Genomic DNA, 17,129 nt, shown 5'->3' with positions numbered 1-17,129 from the left:
CGGGCAAGCCCCCTCCCACAAGGTTAATCGTTGCGTCAGACGCACTTATAACCTGCCAACAAGTCAATTTTCGTCAGCACTAAGCCCGACTAAGATGCTCCGGTATTTTTCCCTCCGGAGTTTGTACTCATGACATCCCTGACGGTCCCGGCGCCTCTTGCTGCGGCCAGCCCGGCGAAGGCGGTCACGCCTCCGGTGTTCGGGGCGCGGATCATCATCGGGCTGGTCGGCGTGCTGTTGGCGGTGCTGGTGTCGGGCCTTAACGAGATGGTGACCAAGGTTGCCCTGGCCGACATTCGCGGCGCGTTGAATATTGGTTACGACGAAGGTACCTGGCTGGTTGCCAGTTACACCGCCACCTCGGTCGCGGCCATGGCCTTCGCGCCGTGGTGCTCGGTGACCTTCTCGTTGCGCCGTTTCACCCTCTGCGCGATCAGCCTGTTCACCTTGCTCGGGTTGCTCTGTCCGTTCGCCCCGAATTACGAAAGCCTGCTGCTGATGCGCACCTTGCAAGGGTTGGCGGGCGGCGCGTTGCCGCCGATGCTGATGACTGTTGCGCTGCGCTTCCTGCCGGCCAATTTCAAACTCTATGGCCTGGCCGGTTATGCACTGACCGCCACTTTTGGCCCGGGCCTGGGTACACCGCTGGCCGGATTGTGGACCGAGTACGTCGGCTGGCAATGGACGTTCTGGCAAATCATCGTGCCGTGCCTGGTTGCCATGGTGATGGTGGCTTACGGCATCCCGCAGGATCCACTGCGCCTTGAGCGTCTCAAGGCGTTTAACTGGAAGGGCCTGCTGCTGGGCTTTCCGGCGATCTGCATGTTGGTGATCGGCCTGTTGCAGGGCAATCGGCTGGACTGGTTCGAATCGAACCTGATCAGCGCCTTGCTGATCTCGGGATCGCTGCTGCTGGTGGCGTTTCTGATCAACGAGTGGTCGCAGCCGATTCCGTTTTTCAAGTTGCAGATGCTTGGTATCCGCAATCTGGCGTTCGCGCTGATGACCCTGGCTGGCGTGTTGATCGTGCTGCAAGCAGTGGTGTTGATTCCGTCGAGCTATCTGGCGCAAGTGCAGGGTTATCGGCCGGTGCAGACCGCGCCGATCATGCTGATCGCGGCGTTGCCGCAGTTGATCGCGCTGCCGCTGGTGGCAGCCCTGTGCAACCTGCGCTGGGTCGATTGCCGTTGGGTGCTGGGGATGGGTTTGAGCATGCTGACGCTGTCCTGTCTGGGCGGGTCGCTGCTGACTTCGGAGTGGATTCGCGACAATTTCTATGTCCTGCAATGGCTGCAGATTTTTGGCCAGCCGATGTCGGTACTGCCGCTGCTGATGCTATCGACCGGCAGCATCCAGCCAACGGACGGGCCGTTTGCCTCGGCATGGTTCAACACTGTGAAAGGCCTGGCGGCGGTAGTCGCTACAGGCGTGATCGAAGCGCTGACCACATCGCGTCTGCATTTTCACTCGACCATGCTGGTCGACAGCCTCGGCAATTCGCCTCTGGCCGACCGCAACGACCCGGGCCTCGCCCATCGCCTCCACGAACAAGCGGTGGTGCTGACGTCTTCCGATCTCTATGTGTGCATGGCGGGCGTCGCAGTGACGCTGATCCTGCTGATTTTCTGGCTGCCGACGCGGATCTTTCCACCGCGCGCACCGACCTGATTGCTGTACTGAAAATGAAGGTTTCCATGACGACTCAAGCAAAGCAAAAACTCGCGGTGGCTATGGCGGCCACGCTGGCTGTTGGCGTGCTGGTGTATCTGGCGGTGCCCGGCCTGTTCGGCAAACGCACTCAGCAGAACACTAACGATGCGTTCGTTTCCGCCGACTACACCCTGGTGGTGCCGCGCGTGGCCGGGTTCATCAAGGAAGTGCTGGTGGAAGACAACCAGCAAGTGAAGGCGGGGCAGTTGCTGGCGTTGATCGATGATCGCGATTTGCGTGCTTCTGCCGAGGCGGCGGATGCGCAAACCCTGGTCGCCCGGGCGCAATTGCAGAACGCCAAGGCGACGCTGGAGCGTCAGACTTCGGTGATCGCTCAGGCGCAAGCTTCGGTGGTGTCGGCCAAGGCTGAAATGGCCTTCGCCCGGCAGGAATTGAATCGCTACAACCACCTCGCCGGTGTCGGCGCTGGCACCCTGCAGAACGCACAACAGGCCCGCACCCGCATCGATCAAGCCAGTGCGCGCCTTGACACGGCCAGCGCGAAACTGGCGGCGGAGCGCAAGCAGGTCGACATCCTCGCCGCCCAGCGCGATGCCGCCGAAGGCAGTTTGAAGCACGCGCAAGCGGCGCTGGAAATCGCCAGTTTCGAGCTGTCCTACACGCGCATCACCGCGCCGCAGGATGGCATGGTCGGCGAGCGGGCCGTGCGTGTCGGCGCTTATGTGACGCCGGGCAGCAAACTGCTGGCAGTGGTGCCGTTGAAGCAGGCTTATGTGGTCGCCAATTTTCAGGAGACACAACTGACCGATGTGCAGCCGGGGCAGGAAGTACAGGTGCGCGTTGATAGTCTTGGTGGCGAAGCGCTGACCGGTCGCGTCGAAAGCATTGCTCCGGCCACCGGCGTGACGTTCGCGTCAGTGAAACCGGACAACGCCACGGGTAACTTCACCAAGGTTGTGCAGCGGATTCCGGTGAAGATCATGCTCGAGCCGGGCCAGCCATTGGCCGAGCGCCTGCGGGTGGGTATGTCGGTGGAGGCGAGCATTGATACGCGTACGTCGGCAGCTTCGGTGCGTGAGGTGACTCAGCGATGAATCGAATTGACCGAACCGACGCCTTCGCGAGCAGGCTCGCTCCCACATCGTGCAATGCGTTCCACCTGTGGGAGCGAGCCTGCTCGCGAAGAGGCAATTTGCAGCGATTGATATCCACAGTCGTAATCGCTGCTGGCCTCACCGCCTGCACCGTCGGCCCCGACTTCCAAAAACCCGAAGCCCCGCAAATCGCCAACTGGGCAAAACCAGCCAAATCCGCCCCCAGCCAAGCGGTCAGCGAGCCCCTTGACGAGCGCTGGTGGGAAGTCTTCAACGACTCGCAACTCTCGGCCCTGACCCAGCGCGCTGTCAGCAGCAACCTCGACCTGAAACTGGCTAGCAGTCGCCTGCAACAGAGCCGTGCCGCACGTCAGGTCATCACTGCCGAGCGCTACCCGAATACCGCCGCCACCGGCAGTTACGGGCGCAAACGCAACAGCGGCGAAGGCCTGAACGACCCGTCCGGGCACAACGGCGATTCCGCCTTCAACCTGTGGGACGCCGGTTTCTCCGCCTCGTGGGAACTGGATTTCTGGGGCCGCGTGCGCCGCGAAACCGAAGCCGCCGACGCCACCCTCGAAGTCGCCGAAAACGACCGTCGCGGCGTGCTTTTGGCGGTGCTCGCCGACACTGCGCAGAACTACATCCAGCTGCGCGGCGTGCAGAACACGCGTGCCGTCACCGAGCAGAATCTCGACGTCGCCCGCCACAGCCTCAAGCTCTCGCAGCTGCGCCTCAACGATGGCGTGGCGACCGATCTGGACGTCGCCGAAGCCGCTGCGCAAGTCGCCGCCATCGAGTCCCGCTTGCCTGCACTTGAACAGCGCCAGTCGCAACTGATCAACGCGATCAGCCTGTTGATAGGCGAGCCACCGCAGGCTCTGAATAAAGAATTATCCACAGACGCCCCGGTGCCACAGTCGCCTCTCGAAGTTGCTATCGGCCTGCCGTCGCAACTGGCTGAGCGCCGGCCGGACATCCGTCAAGCCGAAGCGCGACTGCATGCCGCCACCGCCAACATCGGTGTGGCCAAGGGTGATTTCTATCCGCGCATCACCCTGTCCGGCAACCTTGGTTCGCAAGCGATGCAGCTCAGTGATTTCGGCTCGTGGGGCTCGCGTGCGTTCGGCATCGGCCCGCAATTCAGCCTGCCGCTGTTCGATGGCGGCCGCCTGCGCGGCGTATTGCAGTTACGCGAAGCCCAGCAACAGGAAGCAGCGATCGGCTATCAGCAGACCGTGCTGCGCGCCTGGCACGAAATCGACGATCAACTGACCGCCTACAACGCCAGCCAACGCCGCCGCGACAGCCTCGCGGAGGCCGTACGCCAGAACCAGATCGCCCTGCGCACCGCGCAACAGCAATATGTCGAAGGCGTGGCCGATTTCGTCAATGTGCTGACTGTGCAAGGTGCGTTGCTCGCAACGCAGGAGCAATGGGTGGAGAGTTCAACCGGGGTTTCGCTGGCGATGGTCGGGTTGTATCGGGCGTTGGGTGGAGGATGGGAGTCGGTGTATCCCGCAGAAGTTGTTACCAGTAATCCGCCTGGCCAGTAGTCCGTAAAAAACGTTTTAGCCATCGACAAAAAACCCATGGCGCACAAAAAAATCCTCAGAAACGAAAAAACCGGCCTGGGCCGGTTATTTATCCACAACTGCCAGCGCACTGAATCGCTGCGTACAGGGTTGTGAGTACGTCATGTCGCACTCATGACTTCCCTCGCGACAGGAATGGCCTCAGGATTTTCCCGACAAGTCCGCCATGCCCTTGAGCAACTCAATCGGTAGCGGAAAGACAATCGTCGAACTCTTGTCGCCAGCAATCGAGGTCAAGGTCTGCATGTAGCGCAGTTGCATCGCACCGGGCTGGCGCCCGAGCATTTCGGCGGCCTGCATGAGCTTTTCCGAGGCCTGCAGTTCGCCTTCGGCGTGGATTACCTTGGCCCGCCGTTCACGCTCGGCCTCGGCTTGTTTGGCGATGGCGCGCACCATCGACTCATTCAGGTCGACGTGTTTGATCTCGACATTGGCAACCTTGATGCCCCAGGTATCGGTTTGGGCGTCGAGCACTTGCTGGATGTCGATGTTCAGCTGCTCGCGCTCGGCCAGTAGTTGATCCAGTTCATGTTTACCGAGCACGGCGCGCAGCGTGGTCTGCGCCAGTTGGCTGGTGGCGGAGAGGAAGTCTTCGACCTGAATGATGGCCTTCTGCGGGTCGAGCACGCGGAAATACAGCACCGCGTTGACCTTCACCGAAACGTTGTCGCGGGTAATCACGTCCTGCGGCGGCACATCGAGAACCACGGTGCGCAGGTCGACCCGAACCATTTGCTGCACCACCGGAATCAGCAGGATCAGCCCTGGGCCTTTGACTTGCCAGAAACGCCCGAGCTGGAATACCACCCCGCGCTCGTATTCACGCAGGATGCGAAACGTCGATCCCGCCAGGACGATCACCAACAACAGCAGCGCAACAAAACCGATTTGCAGACCCATGATCACTCTCCGTGTTGAGCCGCGTCAGTCGCGCTGACTTGCAGCAATAAGCCGTTTCGCCCGACCACGCGTACCGACTGCCCTGTGTGCAGTGGTGTGGTGCTGAGCACCTGCCAATGTTCGCCTTGCAGTTGCACCCAGCCGTTATGCGGATTTTGCGCGTGCACGGTAGTCACCGCCGTCACGCTGCCGACCAGGCCGGCGTCGCCACTGACCGCGTGTCGCGGCCGGGTTTTCAAGGCGCGGATGATCAGCGCCAGCAAGAGCAAAGCGCTCAGCAGACCGAGACCGATCATCATGGGCACCGGCAAGTCGGCGTTGCCCAGAATCAGCGCACCGATGACGAACATGATGATCCCGCCCAGGCCAATCACGCCGTAATTGGGCAGCGCGGCTTCGGCAATCAAAAAAACGATACCCAAGGTGATCAGCCATAAGCCGACAGGGCTCATCGGCGGTAATGAGGTGTCGGCGGCGCAGGCCGACCCACTCAGCAGGAGTAACCAGACAAACGCACAACATCGGCTGTTCACGTGTTCCTCCGCGACAGTCATTGGTGGTTCTTTCAGTCTAGTTGAGCCTCGCGCTGGCTGAATGTTGATCAATGTGCGGATGTGTCCGGTGAGCGGATTTCCCTTCGTCTGCAACCTGCCGAACTAGACTCAAAGACACCGCAACCACCCTTCAGCGCAACTCCGAGGTGCATCATGCGAATGGCCAAAAAGGTGCAAAGAAGCCTGGCCCGGGGGTAATGGGAATATGACATCGTCGCCCACCGCAGCAGCCTGGAGAACGCGCGGGTTAGTCCATACGCAGGTGCGGGAGTTGAGTTATTAGGTTTTGTGCCGGTCTCGCTGACGCGTTCGCGAGCAAGCTCGCGAAAATTCTTCCACTCACCGCCTCATCCAAGGAATTCATCAATGGAAAACCCAAACCACAGCCTCCCGTCGCTATTCAAACAACTGGGCCTGGACAATGACCCGGTCAGCATCGACCAATTCATCGCCACCCATTCCCCCCTCAAACCAGAGCTGCATCTGGCGGACGCGTTTTTCTGGAGCAAAAGCCAGGCGGAGTTTTTGCGGGACGAGATTCTTGATGATGCGGACTGGGCGGAAGTGGTGGATCAGCTGAATGTGTTGTTGCGTAAGGGGCGGCAGGGATGACTGAATGATGACCGCTTGTAGCCTTATCTTTTTTACGATTGTAAAAAAGAAACTCGCCGAGCGATTGATGCTGCCAAGAGTATTGGCTGATGCGCTCCACGGAATGACTGATTGCTACAAAATCAAACTCAAGGCATCTGGTTACCGTTTGGTTTATCAAGTAATCGAAGAGCGCGTCGTCGTTTCCGTCGTTGCGGTAGGCAAACGCGAGCGCAGCAATGTGTATGAAAATGCAAAAAACGCTGAGTACATCCAGCCAATCCATTTCTCCATGGCTGAACGGTCAATTTGTTTCAAAACTTGACTGAAATTCCCCTCCAATGCGATATTGATAGTTAGCAAACTAACAGTGTCTATTCTCCCGTGCCAAATTCCCTCGACGCTCTCCAGATGAACATCAGCAGTGCCATGGTGGTGGCCGCCAGGCATTGGCGGAAGATCTGCCAGACCACGCTGGTCAACTATGGAATCTCCGAAGCCTGCGCCGTGCCGTTATTAATGATCGGGCGTTTGGGCGAGGGTGTGCGCCAGGTGCAAGTGGCGCAGGCGGCCGGGATGGAGAGTCCGTCGCTGGTGCGACTGCTCGATCAGTTGTGCCACGCCGGCTATGTCTGCCGCACCGAAGACACACAGGATCGCCGCGCCAAGTGCCTGAGCCTGACCGACACCGGTCGTGAGCTTGTGCACGCGGTGGAAGTCGAACTGGTGCGTCTGCGTCACGAAGTACTCGAAGGCATCGACCAGAGTGATCTGGAGGCTACGCTTCGAGTACTCAGAGCTTTTGAGGCGGCCAATCCGCCCGTGGTGGTTAATTCTTGAACGGTTTTTTCACTGGCATTCCGCCGGCCCGTGACTGGTTCTACGGGATCCGCACGTTTGCCGCGTCGATGCTCGCGCTGTACATCGCCATGCTCATGCAAATGCCACGTCCCTATTGGGCGATGGCCACGGTGTACATCGTTTCCAGCCCATTTCTGGGCCCGACCAGTTCCAAGGCGCTGTACCGCGCCATCGGTACTTTTCTCGGTGCGGCGGCGGCGGTGTTTTTTGTGCCGATGTTCGTCCAGAGCCCTTTTGTGCTGGTGGTCGTCATCGCCTTGTGGACGGGGATTTTGCTGTTCCTGTCGCTGCATTTACGCACCGCCAACAGTTACGCCTTGATGTTGGCCGGTTACACGCTGCCGCTGATTGCCTTGCCAGTGGTGGATAACCCGTTGGCGGTGTGGGACGTGGCGGAAGCGCGTACCGAAGAGATTTTCCTCGGCATTGCCGTCGCCGCCGTCGTGGGTGCGATGTTCTGGCCACGTCGTCTTGCGCCGGTATTCAACGATGCCGTGGGCAAATGGTTTGCCGACGCGTCGACCTACAGCGTGAGGTTTCTCAGCCGCGATGTGCAGCCCGAAGAAGTCACGGCCCTGCGCATGGCGATGGTTGCCAGTTTCAATAGCCTTGAGTTGATGATCGGCCAGTTGCCGCACGAAGGCGCGCGACCGCAAACCGTGCGCAATACCAAGGAACTGCGCGGGCGAATGATCCACCTGTTGCCGGTGATTGATGCCCTCGAAGACTCGCTCTATGCACTCGAACGACGCACGCCGGAGCTGGTGGAAAAATTCGCGCCGTTGTTGGCCGCGACGCGTGAATGGCTCAAGCACAACGACGCCGATCTCGACCGCTGGCAGGCACTCAAAGATCAGCTCGAAGCCTTGCAACCAAGCGCCGAAGCACTTGAGGACCGCAAGCAGTTATTGTTTTCCAACGCGATTTATCGCCTCGGCGAATTCATCGATTTGTGGCAGGACTGCCGCAGTCTGCAAGACGCGATTCTCTGCGAGCGGCAGGACAGTTGGCGCGCGGTTTATCGCCACTGGCGCCTCGGCCGCCTGACGCCGTTTATCGACCGTGGGCTGATGTTCTATTCGGTGGCGTCGACCATTCTGGCGATCATCGTCGCCTCGGTGCTGTGGATTTTGCTCGGCTGGCCGGATGGCGGCAGTGCGGTGATTCTGGCGGCAGTCGCGTGCAGCTTCTTCGCTTCGATGGACGACCCGGCGCCGCAGATTTACCGGTTCTTTTTCTGGACTGGCATGTCGGTGCTGTTCGCCAGCCTGTATTTGTTTTTGATTCTGCCGAACCTGCACGATTTTCCGATGCTGGTATTGGCGTTTGCCGTTCCGTTTATCTGCGTTGGCACCCTGACGGTACAGCCGCGTTTCTACCTCGGCATGCTGCTGACGCTGGTTAACACCTCGTCATTCATCAGTATTCAGGGGGCTTACGATGCGGACTTTTTTGCCTTCGTGAACTCCAACCTGGCGGGGCCGATCGGCCTGCTGTTCGCGTTCATCTGGACGCTGGTGGCGCGTCCGTTCGGTGCCGAGTTGGCAGCCAAACGGCTGACCCGCTTCAGTTGGAAAGACATTGTCGACATGACCGAGCCGGCCAGTCTTGCTGAACACCGCAAGCTGGGCGTGCAGTTGCTTGATCGGCTGATGCAGCACCTGCCGCGTCTGGCGCTGACTGGGCAGGACACCGGCATTGCCATGCGCGAAGTACGCGTGGGCCTGAATCTGCTCGACCTGCTCGCCTACACACCGCGAATGACCGGCATACCGAAGGCACTGTTGCAGCAAGTGGTTAGCGAGGTCGGCGGGTATTTCCGCGCTTGCCTCAAGGCTGGCGAACGCTTGCCGGCGCCGAGCCCTTTGCTGATGACCCTGGACCGCACCCGCCGTGCGCTCAATGGCCACGGCGACGAAGAAACCCGGCTACACCTGTTGCACGCCCTGAGCGGTTTGCGTCTGGCGTTGCTGCCCGGCGTTGAATTCGTTTCCAGCGCCGAGCCCGAAGAACCGCTGCCCGATGGAGCGCCCCTATGATCGGTGATCTGGACATCAGCGGCATTTTCCTGCCGACCCTGCTGGTGTTGATGGGCATCACTTATGTGCTGTTTTTGCTGGTGCATGCCGTGCTCACGCGCGTGCACTTTTACCGTCTGGTCTGGCACCGGGCATTGTTCAACGTGGCGCTCTACGCCGTGCTTCTGTACGGCGTGGACTCACTCAGTCGATACCTGATGACATGAAAAAACCGTTTTTGACCATCGGTCGCGTGGTACTGACCCTGCTGATCGTGACTTTTGCCGTTGTCCTCGTCTGGCGCATGGTGATGTATTACATGTTCGCGCCGTGGACCCGCGACGGCCACATTCGCGCCGACATCATCCAGATCGCCCCGGACGTTTCCGGGCTGATCCAGCAGGTCGAGGTGAAGGACAACCAGCTGATCAAGCGTGGCCAGGTGCTGTTCAGCATCGACCAGGACCGCTTCAAACTGGCGCTGCGTCAGGCTAAAGCCGCGGTCGCGGATCGCGAAGAAACCCTGGCGCAAGCGCAGCGTGAAGCCAAGCGAAACCGTGGATTGGGTAATCTGGTCCCGGCCGAGCAACTGGAAGCGAGCCAGTCGCGTGTCGCCCGTGCCCAATCGGCGCTGGCCGAAGCGCTGGTGACGGTGGACAGCGCTCAGCTCAACCTTGATCGCTCGGTCATCCGCAGTCCGGTGGATGGCTACGTCAACGACCGTGCACCGCGTCCTCAGGAATTCGTCACCGCCGGGCGCCCGGTGTTGTCGCTGGTCGACAGCAACTCCTTCCACATCGACGGCTATTTCGAAGAGACCAAACTCGACGGCATTCATGTCGGCCAGTCGGTGGATATCCGTGTGATTGGCGACCGTGCGCGACTGCGCGGGCATGTCGAAAGCATCGTCGCCGGCATCGAAGACCGCGACCGCAGCAGCGGCAGCAACCTGCTGCCAAACGTCAACCCGGCGTTCAGTTGGGTGCGGCTGGCGCAGCGGATTCCGGTGCGCATCGCCTTCGATGAGGTGCCGGCAGACTTCCGCATGATCGCCGGGCGGACCGCCACGGTGTCGATTATTGACGACAGAACCCAGGAGCCCGAGCAATGAACAAGGCCCTGATGATCGCCGGGTTGGGCGTGATGCTCTCGGCCTGTCAGATGGTCGGGCCTGATTATCAGGTGCCCGATGAGGCAGCCGTCCAGCGCAAGGATTTTCAGGGCGAGCTGGCGGTGGCCGGTAAACCGGTGGTCTCGGCGCCGGTGCCGGCTGACTGGTGGCGCCTTTATAAGGACCCGCGACTGGATCAACTGGTGCAGCAGGCCATGGCCTCCAACACGGATCTGCGCGTGGCGGCGGCGAACCTGGCGCGGGCGCGCGCGCAGGTGGATGAGGCCGAAGCGGCGGGTGGCTGGAGCGCTGGCGTAAAAATGGGCGCGCAGCGTTTGCAGGAATCCGGTCAGGCATTCCTGCTTCCGGAAAAAGTCCCGGTCGATAACGTCGGCGACATCGGCATCAGCGCTTCTTATCAATTCGATTTGTGGGGCACCTTGCAGCGCGGCATCGAAGGCGCGAAGGCCAATGCCGATGCCACCCAGGCAGCCGCTGATACTGCGCGGATCACGTTGGTGGCTGACGTGGTTCGCGCCTACACCCAGGTGTGTGCGGCGAATGAGGAGCGGGAAATCGCAGAACATTCTCTTGATCTGCAAGCGCAAAGCACCACGCTGACCCAGCGCTTGCGCGATGCCGGACGTGGCGACGAAACCCAGGTCACCCGCTCGCAAACCCAATTCAAATCTCTGCGCGCAGACCTGCCACGTTACGAAGCGGCGCGTCAGGCTGGGCTGTTTCGATTGTCGATGCTGCTGGCCAAACCCGTTGATCAATTGCCGGCAGGCACAGCGACCTGTGCCGAGCTACCCAAAATCGCGCAATTGGTGCCGGTCGGTGATGGCGCCGCGTTGCTCAAGCGCCGGCCTGATATTCGTCAGGCCGAACGGCGCCTGGCCGCTTCGACCGCAGGGATCGGTGTCGCCACCGGCGAGTTGTACCCGGACATCAGCATCGGCGCGACGATCGGCACCGTCGGCCTGATCGACGACCTGGGCGACCCATCGACCAATCGTTGGGGCTTCGGTCCATCGCTGAGCTGGAAGGTGCCGACCAACGGTGCCCGCGCGCGCATTCGCGAGGCCGAAGCGTCTACGCAAGGCGCGTTGGCGCATTTCGACGGCGTGGTGCTCAACGCCATTCGCGAAACCCAGACGGAGCTGGCTCAGTACACGGCCTTGTTGCAGCGCCGTGATGCACTGGCCGATGCCGAGCAATCGGCGAAACTGGCTGCAGACCAGACGCACCGCTTCTTTCAGGCCGGCCGCGAATCGTTCCTCGCCGACCTGCAAGCGACCCGCACCTACACCGATGTCACTGCGCAACTGGCCGCTGCCAACACTCAAGTCGCCATGAGCCAGATCGATTTGTTCCTCGCCCTCGGCGGCGGTTGGGAAAGCGGACGAACGCAAGCCTCAAGCCCGAGCAAACCCTGATGCCGTAGCTATGCTTGAAGTGTTGAAAGGGCGCCCCGTGCAAAAGCGTCCTTTCAGCGCACATTGCTAGCGCTGGTCTAGGGGAAACCAATAATGAAAAACCCTTACGCTCTCGGCTTCTGGTGCTCGTTGGCAGCGCTGGTGCTGCTTTCGGCCACCTATTTCTACGGCATCATGCTGGCCCACCAGATCGACAAAGCGATGATTTTCCTCGACAGCGCTGTGGCGCTGATCGCGGTGATGGCAATCGTCGTGGTGGCCTGGGCGTCTCTGCAGGTCCAGCGAGTCAAGAAACGACAGCTCGAACGAGGCAAGACCCTGGTGCTGATCTGGGACACCAAAGTCGCCCTGCGCCGGGTCGAAACCGTGTTCGACCGGTATTTCTGGGGCAGCTACTGGCAACCCGGGCGTACCTTCGCCGAGGTCATGGGCGAACTCACCGGCACGCCGCTGGAAAAAAGCCTTGAAGCGCTGAAGAAGCAATGCCTGGAACTCGACAAGCAGTTCGACGACGAGGGCTGGCATTGGCTGAACAATGCCCGCGAACTGTCCGATGTCGCCACGGCCATGGCCCGTGAACGCTATCAACTGGATTACTGCGACCCGCGCGCCGATGGCCCGAGCGGCGCGGTGATTGATCGGGATTTTGAAGTGCTGGTGTATACCTGGACTGCGCGGTTGAAGAGCTTTGATCATCAATTGGATGAGATCGAGGTTCAGTATTCCTGATCTTCTGCGAATCACCTGGCCTCATCGCTGGCAAGCCAGCTTCCACAGGTTTTTGTGGTGTTCACAAGTTTTGTGATCACCCAAGGCTCTGTGGGAGCTGGCTTGCCAGCGATGGCGTCTGCAAAAACAGCGAAACGCTTCCAGCCTGTCGACTGTCCACACTCCCCATAGACACTCTTTCACCTTTAAACATTGGGCCGTATCCCGCGCCCAGTGCTAATCTGCACCGCTAATTCAAGCGGAGTCGAGCCGTAACCCGGTCACGGGTTCAGGGAAGACGACCACACTTACAGCCACGGAAATCGATCAGGTCATTCATGAATAAATCAGCAGGCGTGCTACTCGGAATTGTTGTTGCCATCGGCGCGATCAGCGCAGGCGGGGCCTGGTACACCGGGACCAAGATCGAAGGCGTACTGAACAACGCCGTCACCAACGCCAACAAAGAACTGCAAACCGCGATGGCCGGCTCCAACGGCACGGCGTCGCTGGAACTGGTGTCGCTGGAGCGCCACACGTTCACCAGCACCGCGCACTATCGCCTCAAAGGTGAAGGCGAGTTGTTTGGCGATGCGCCGGTCGAGCTGCTGTTTGTCGACCACATCGAGCACGGCCCGCTGCCGTTCTCGCGTCTGGTGTCGCTGAAGTGGCTGCCGGTCATGGCTACCAGCAACTACGAGCTGGAAAAGAACCCGGCCACCGAAAAATGGTTCGCTGCGACCAAGGGTGCAGCACCGCTCAAAGGCGTGACCAACATTGGCTACGACGAATCCACCACCAGCACCATCGACCTGCTGCCGCTGGAAACCGCACTGGATGCGCAATCGAGCCTGAAATTCTCCGGCCTGACCCTGAATATTTCCGCCAGCGCCCAAGCGCAAAAGGTCAAGGCTGACGGCTACATGGACAGCCTGAAGCTGGTCACCGTGGCTGAAGACCAGGCGCCCGTGCAGATCGAACTCAACGGTCTGACCCTGGCCAGCAACCTCGCCAAGAGCAGCTTCGGCTACTACACCGGCGCCAACACCCTGGAACTGACCAACAGCAAGACCACTTTCGGCACCAAGCAATCGGTGCTCGGCGTGAAGGGCTTCGAGATGAAGAACCTCACCGAAGAAAGCGGCAGTAATGCGTCCGGTCGCGCCGATTACAAGGTTGACGAAGTCACCCTCAACGACAAGAAAATCGGTTCCGCCAACCTGGCATTCAGCCTGAAGAACCTCGACATCCCGTCGACCCTGTCGCTGATGCAGATCTATCAGACCAAATTGCAGCCTTACGAAAAAGCCGCTGCCGAAGCTGCAGAAGCAGGCCTGCCAGCGCCGGAGCTGAACCTGACCGAAGCCGAATCGGCTCAGGTCAAAGCCGATCTGCAAAAGCTGCTGGCGGCCGGTCCGCAAGTGGCGCTGGAGAACCTCTCGCTGAAAACCGCCAATGGTGAAAGTCGCGCCAATCTGGTGATCGACCTGACCAAGCCGCAATCGATGGACCTGCCGCCGGATCAACTGGGCAAACAGCTGATCGCGTTGCTCGATCTCAATATCGTCGTGTCCAAGCCAATGCTGATCGATCTGCTCAGCGTCCAGGCGCAGCTTGATGGTCAGACCGACGCCAAAGCCATTGTCGATCAGGCCAGCGGTGCGGCCGACATGTTCTCCGGGATGGCCGTCGGTTCGCAGTTGGCGACCGTTGAAGGCACCAATGTCGTGACCAAGCTGCATTACGCCGCCAATCAGGTGGAGTTCAACGGCCAGAAAATGACCGTCGAGCAGTTCGTCGCTTTCCTGATGAGCAAGTTCGCGGGCGTCACGCAAGTGCAGTAATACTGCGTCCTTAATAGCAACGCCCGGCCTCTGTCTTGCACAGACGCCGGGCGTTTTGCTGTCTGGTGTTCGGGTTTTCAGCGCTCCTGCCAAGCCGCCATCACGATTCTGAACAATTATTGTGTTCCGAATTTTGCTCCGCGCTTGCGTGCAAACTGCCTGACTAAGCTTGGCCGAGCGTTGTTGGCTCGGCTCCGTTACGAATGGGCAAGGAGGGCATTGAGACCCGGCTAGCCATGTAAGGATGCTGACGAATGCCGCGTATTGATGTTCCCGTATTGCATCGTGGTTTACGCCCTTTGTTCCGCGTAGCGTTGTGCAGCCAATTACTTTGGCCGGCACTCGCGTTTGCCGATACACCCTATGATCAGAGGGTGCGCGACGCCCGTGCTGGGCAAACCACGCCTGCGCTGACGGTGCTGCGTCAGGTACCGCCGGGGCAGGCGAGCACCGGACAGATCAGCGATCACCTGCAAATTGCCAGTTGGGCCGGGCTCGACGCCGAAGTGGTGCAGGTCTATGAAACCCAGGGCCGCGCCCGCGTGCTGCCGATTCAGGCGCTGACGGCCACTGCTCGCGCCTATCGCAACCTCAAGCGTTGGGATCAGGCGACTCAGGTCTACAACAAGGCCTTGGCGCTGGAGCCGGACAACGCCGACCTGCAACTGGGTCTGGCCCTGACCCAGGCTGACGCCGGCCAACCCGATCAAGCTGTAACCCGCGCCAAAGCGCTGGTGGCCGCCAAGCCTGAAGATCCTTCGCGCCGTTTGGCACTGGGCTATGCGCTTAGCCGTGCCGGCAAGCAATATGACGCCTTGTTCGAATACGATCAGGCCTTCATCCGCGCTGGCCACAAACCGGAAGTCGCCCGCGAGTACGTGGTCGCGCTGCAGAAGGCGCGTCTGCCGGAACCGGCACTGCGCCTGGCCCATCAGCGTCCGGGGTTGATCGATCCGGTCACCCTGCGCCGCCTCGAAGGCGATCTGGCTGCCGAACGCGTACGCCTCGCTGAACTCGCGACCCGCAGCGAAAAAGAACGCTACGTGATCGCCGATCGTGCCTTGGCCGATTACGACAAACTGCTCGCCACCTGGACGCCCGACGCCAGCGCCAAAGACGACGTGACCCGCTGGCGCATCGACCGCATGGGCGCACTCAAGGCCCGGGCGCGTACCGCCGACATCATCAGCGAATACCAGAGGCTGCAAGCCGAAGGTGTGAAGATTCCGACCTACGCCCAGCGCTGGGTGGCGGCAGCCTATCTGGACCAGCGCGAGCCAGAGATAGCCTCTGATCTCTATCGCCAAGTGCTCTCGGCGCCGGACGCTGATGTCGGTGATCGTCTGGAGGACACCAGTGCGCTGTACTACTCGCTGCTGGAAAGTGACCGCGCCGACGAAGCGCGCAAAGTCGCCGAAGACTTGGCCAAGTCCCAGCGTCCACGCGTTGAACTCAAGGGCTTGCCGATAGGCAACCCGAACGATGAGTGGATGGACGCCCAGCAACTCGCGGCGCAGGCCGGTATCTATGGCGCCGACCTGCCCCATGGCGAAGAGCGTTTGCAGACCCTGGTCGATCAGGCGCCGGGCAACGTCGGTTTGCGCCTTGCTCAAGCCGATCTGTACCTGGCCCGCAACTGGCCACGTCGCGCTGAGATCCAGCTCAAGGACACCGAAAGCATGGTGCCACGCGACATGGGTCTGGAAGTTGCTCAGGCCCGCACCGCCATGCAGCTGCAGGAATGGCGGCAGATGGATGCGCTGACCGACGATGTGGTGGCGCGTTATCCGGACAACCGTCAGGTACAGCGTCTGGCTCGAGAGCGTGAAGTCCACGACATGTCCGAGCTGCGCGTCGAAGCCTATGGCGGCAAGGCCAATGGCGGTGGCAGCGGTGAGGCTGGTGCGGTGAGTGGCAGCCGCGATTTCGGTATCCAGACGACGTTGTACAGCCCGCCGATCGATGAAGACTGGCGTGTGTTCGCCGGTGCCGGTTATGCCACTGGCGACTTCGCCGAAGGCACCGGCCATCACCGCTTCCAGCGCGTCGGTCTGGAGCGTCGTACTCGCGACATGACCCTCGAAGCCGAAATCTCCAATCACGATTATGGCTTCGGCGACAAACAGGGCGCGCGTCTGGCGATCGCCCGCGACATCAATGACAACTGGCAGTACGGCGGCAGCCTCGAGTACCTGTCGGCGGAAACGCCGTTGCGCGCGCTCAACAGCGACATCAAGGCCAACGGTGGCAGCGGTTTTATCCGCTGGCGCGCCAACGAAAGCCGCGAGTGGCGGCTGTCGGTGAGCCCGTCGCACTTCAGTGATGGCAACAACCGCGTCGAAGCCTTGCTCACCGGTCGCGAAGGCGTCTACAGCGCGCCAAACGTGCAAGTCGATGCGGGGCTGGAAGTCGGCACCAGCCACAACTCCAAATCCGATGACGTGCCGTACTTCAATCCCAAATCCGACTTCAGTGTGATGCCGCTGATCAACGTCAATCACGTGCTCTACCACCGTTACGAAACCTCCTGGAGCCAGCAGTTCCAGGCGGGTGCGGGTACGTACAGCCAGCGTAACCACGGCACCGGCGGCATGGCGTTGCTGGGCTACGGCCAGCGTTATACCTGGAACGACGTGTTCGAGGTGGGCGGTTTGTTCAGTGTGATCAACCGGCCCTATGACGGCGATCGGGAGACCGATCTGCGTCTGCTCGTCGACCTCACTTTCCGCTTCTAGAAGAGTTT

14 protein-coding genes and 1 pseudogene are annotated in these 17,129 nt (G+C 60.6%); 13 read left to right on the top strand and 2 right to left on the bottom strand.

Annotated features, from left to right (window positions below):
- Window positions 1-129: 129 nt before the first annotated feature.
- The 3 genes from AB4P91_RS04450 to AB4P91_RS04440 are packed head-to-tail and all read left to right on the top strand — an operon-like array spanning window position 130 to window position 4,321.
- Window positions 130-1,668 carry an MFS transporter gene (locus AB4P91_RS04450; protein ID WP_395604393.1) on the top strand — a complete coding sequence of 513 codons (1,539 nt, stop codon included), beginning with the start codon at window positions 130-132 and terminating at the stop codon, window positions 1,666-1,668.
- Between the two features lie 26 nt (window positions 1,669-1,694).
- Window positions 1,695-2,765: an HlyD family secretion protein gene (locus AB4P91_RS04445; protein ID WP_395604392.1), complete on the top strand. Its 1,071-nt coding sequence runs from the start codon at window positions 1,695-1,697 to the stop codon at window positions 2,763-2,765.
- Window positions 2,762-4,321 carry an efflux transporter outer membrane subunit gene (locus AB4P91_RS04440; RefSeq protein WP_395604391.1) on the top strand — a complete coding sequence of 520 codons (1,560 nt, stop codon included), beginning with the start codon at window positions 2,762-2,764 and terminating at the stop codon, window positions 4,319-4,321. The genes AB4P91_RS04445 and AB4P91_RS04440 overlap by 4 nt, the downstream gene beginning before the upstream one ends.
- A 180-nt stretch (window positions 4,322-4,501) precedes the next feature.
- On the opposite strand, the gene AB4P91_RS04435 is transcribed toward AB4P91_RS04440, so the two are convergent.
- Both AB4P91_RS04435 and AB4P91_RS04430 read right to left on the bottom strand, forming a co-directional pair.
- Window positions 4,502-5,260: a slipin family protein gene (locus AB4P91_RS04435; protein WP_042557037.1), complete on the bottom strand. Its 759-nt coding sequence runs from the start codon at window positions 5,258-5,260 to the stop codon at window positions 4,502-4,504.
- 2 nt (window positions 5,261-5,262) lie between these two features.
- Entirely contained in the window at window positions 5,263-5,793 is a 531-nt protein-coding gene (locus AB4P91_RS04430; RefSeq protein WP_224787135.1) for an NfeD family protein, read from the bottom strand.
- A 387-nt stretch (window positions 5,794-6,180) separates the two neighbouring features.
- Between AB4P91_RS04430 and AB4P91_RS04425 the strand changes: the two genes are divergently transcribed.
- The 10 genes and pseudogenes from AB4P91_RS04425 (at window position 6,181) to pgaA (ending at window position 17,121) form a co-directional block, all read left to right on the top strand.
- Complete coding sequence (locus AB4P91_RS04425; protein WP_047299243.1) at window positions 6,181-6,426, top strand: DUF2789 domain-containing protein; 246 nt, start codon at window positions 6,181-6,183, stop codon at window positions 6,424-6,426.
- A 43-nt stretch (window positions 6,427-6,469) separates the two neighbouring features.
- Window positions 6,470-6,730: pseudogene (locus AB4P91_RS04420) on the top strand (type II toxin-antitoxin system RelE/ParE family toxin); the annotation flags it as partial.
- A gap of 86 nt (window positions 6,731-6,816) precedes the next feature.
- Window positions 6,817-7,245, top strand: coding sequence for a MarR family winged helix-turn-helix transcriptional regulator (locus tag AB4P91_RS04415; protein WP_191624036.1), 429 nt, complete (start codon window positions 6,817-6,819; stop codon window positions 7,243-7,245).
- Window positions 7,242-9,305 (top strand): FUSC family protein, encoded by a 2,064-nt coding sequence (locus AB4P91_RS04410; RefSeq protein ID WP_395604390.1) that lies wholly within the window; start codon window positions 7,242-7,244, stop codon window positions 9,303-9,305. Before AB4P91_RS04415 ends, AB4P91_RS04410 begins: the two co-directional genes overlap by 4 nt.
- On the top strand, window positions 9,302-9,511 hold the full coding sequence (locus AB4P91_RS04405) for a DUF1656 domain-containing protein (RefSeq protein ID WP_007917703.1): 210 nt from the start codon (window positions 9,302-9,304) through the stop codon (window positions 9,509-9,511). Before AB4P91_RS04410 ends, AB4P91_RS04405 begins: the two co-directional genes overlap by 4 nt.
- Window positions 9,508-10,395 carry an HlyD family secretion protein gene (locus tag AB4P91_RS04400; RefSeq protein WP_150593780.1) on the top strand — a complete coding sequence of 296 codons (888 nt, stop codon included), beginning with the start codon at window positions 9,508-9,510 and terminating at the stop codon, window positions 10,393-10,395. The genes AB4P91_RS04405 and AB4P91_RS04400 overlap by 4 nt, the downstream gene beginning before the upstream one ends.
- Window positions 10,392-11,834 (top strand): efflux transporter outer membrane subunit, encoded by a 1,443-nt coding sequence (locus tag AB4P91_RS04395; RefSeq protein WP_395604389.1) that lies wholly within the window; start codon window positions 10,392-10,394, stop codon window positions 11,832-11,834. Before AB4P91_RS04400 ends, AB4P91_RS04395 begins: the two co-directional genes overlap by 4 nt.
- 93 nt (window positions 11,835-11,927) lie before the next feature.
- A complete protein-coding gene (locus tag AB4P91_RS04390) occupies window positions 11,928-12,563 on the top strand; it encodes a hypothetical protein (RefSeq protein ID WP_042557045.1) in 636 nt (211 codons plus the stop codon).
- Between the two features lie 317 nt (window positions 12,564-12,880).
- Window positions 12,881-14,386 (top strand): YdgA family protein, encoded by a 1,506-nt coding sequence (locus AB4P91_RS04385; protein WP_150593783.1) that lies wholly within the window; start codon window positions 12,881-12,883, stop codon window positions 14,384-14,386.
- A gap of 254 nt (window positions 14,387-14,640) precedes the next feature.
- Window positions 14,641-17,121, top strand: a complete 2,481-nt coding sequence (gene pgaA, locus AB4P91_RS04380) for a poly-beta-1,6 N-acetyl-D-glucosamine export porin PgaA (protein WP_395604388.1) — start codon at window positions 14,641-14,643, stop codon at window positions 17,119-17,121.
- The last annotated feature ends 8 nt before the right edge of the window (window positions 17,122-17,129 follow it).

The organism is Pseudomonas sp. B21128, from assembly GCF_044218865.1.
Taxonomy (GTDB): domain Bacteria; phylum Pseudomonadota; class Gammaproteobacteria; order Pseudomonadales; family Pseudomonadaceae; genus Aquipseudomonas; species Aquipseudomonas iridis.
The sequence above is the reverse complement of the archived record's forward strand: the minus strand, read 5'-3'. Positions and strand labels throughout refer to the sequence as shown.

Excerpts from the sequence above, each read along its gene's own strand:
- AB4P91_RS04450 (WP_395604393.1), top strand. The coding sequence starts at position 130 with ATGACATCCCTGACGGTCCCGGCGCCTCTTGCTGCGGCCAGCCCGGCG.
- AB4P91_RS04445 (WP_395604392.1), top strand. The coding sequence starts at position 1,695 with ATGACGACTCAAGCAAAGCAAAAACTCGCGGTGGCTATGGCGGCCACG.
- AB4P91_RS04440 (WP_395604391.1), top strand. The coding sequence starts at position 2,762 with ATGAATCGAATTGACCGAACCGACGCCTTCGCGAGCAGGCTCGCTCCC.
- AB4P91_RS04435 (WP_042557037.1), bottom strand. The coding sequence starts at position 5,260 with ATGGGTCTGCAAATCGGTTTTGTTGCGCTGCTGTTGTTGGTGATCGTC.
- AB4P91_RS04425 (WP_047299243.1), top strand. The coding sequence starts at position 6,181 with ATGGAAAACCCAAACCACAGCCTCCCGTCGCTATTCAAACAACTGGGC.
- AB4P91_RS04415 (WP_191624036.1), top strand. The coding sequence starts at position 6,817 with ATGAACATCAGCAGTGCCATGGTGGTGGCCGCCAGGCATTGGCGGAAG.
- AB4P91_RS04405 (WP_007917703.1), top strand. The coding sequence starts at position 9,302 with ATGATCGGTGATCTGGACATCAGCGGCATTTTCCTGCCGACCCTGCTG.
- AB4P91_RS04400 (WP_150593780.1), top strand. The coding sequence starts at position 9,508 with ATGAAAAAACCGTTTTTGACCATCGGTCGCGTGGTACTGACCCTGCTG.
- AB4P91_RS04395 (WP_395604389.1), top strand. The coding sequence starts at position 10,392 with ATGAACAAGGCCCTGATGATCGCCGGGTTGGGCGTGATGCTCTCGGCC.
- AB4P91_RS04390 (WP_042557045.1), top strand. The coding sequence starts at position 11,928 with ATGAAAAACCCTTACGCTCTCGGCTTCTGGTGCTCGTTGGCAGCGCTG.
- AB4P91_RS04385 (WP_150593783.1), top strand. The coding sequence starts at position 12,881 with ATGAATAAATCAGCAGGCGTGCTACTCGGAATTGTTGTTGCCATCGGC.
- pgaA (WP_395604388.1), top strand. The coding sequence starts at position 14,641 with ATGCCGCGTATTGATGTTCCCGTATTGCATCGTGGTTTACGCCCTTTG.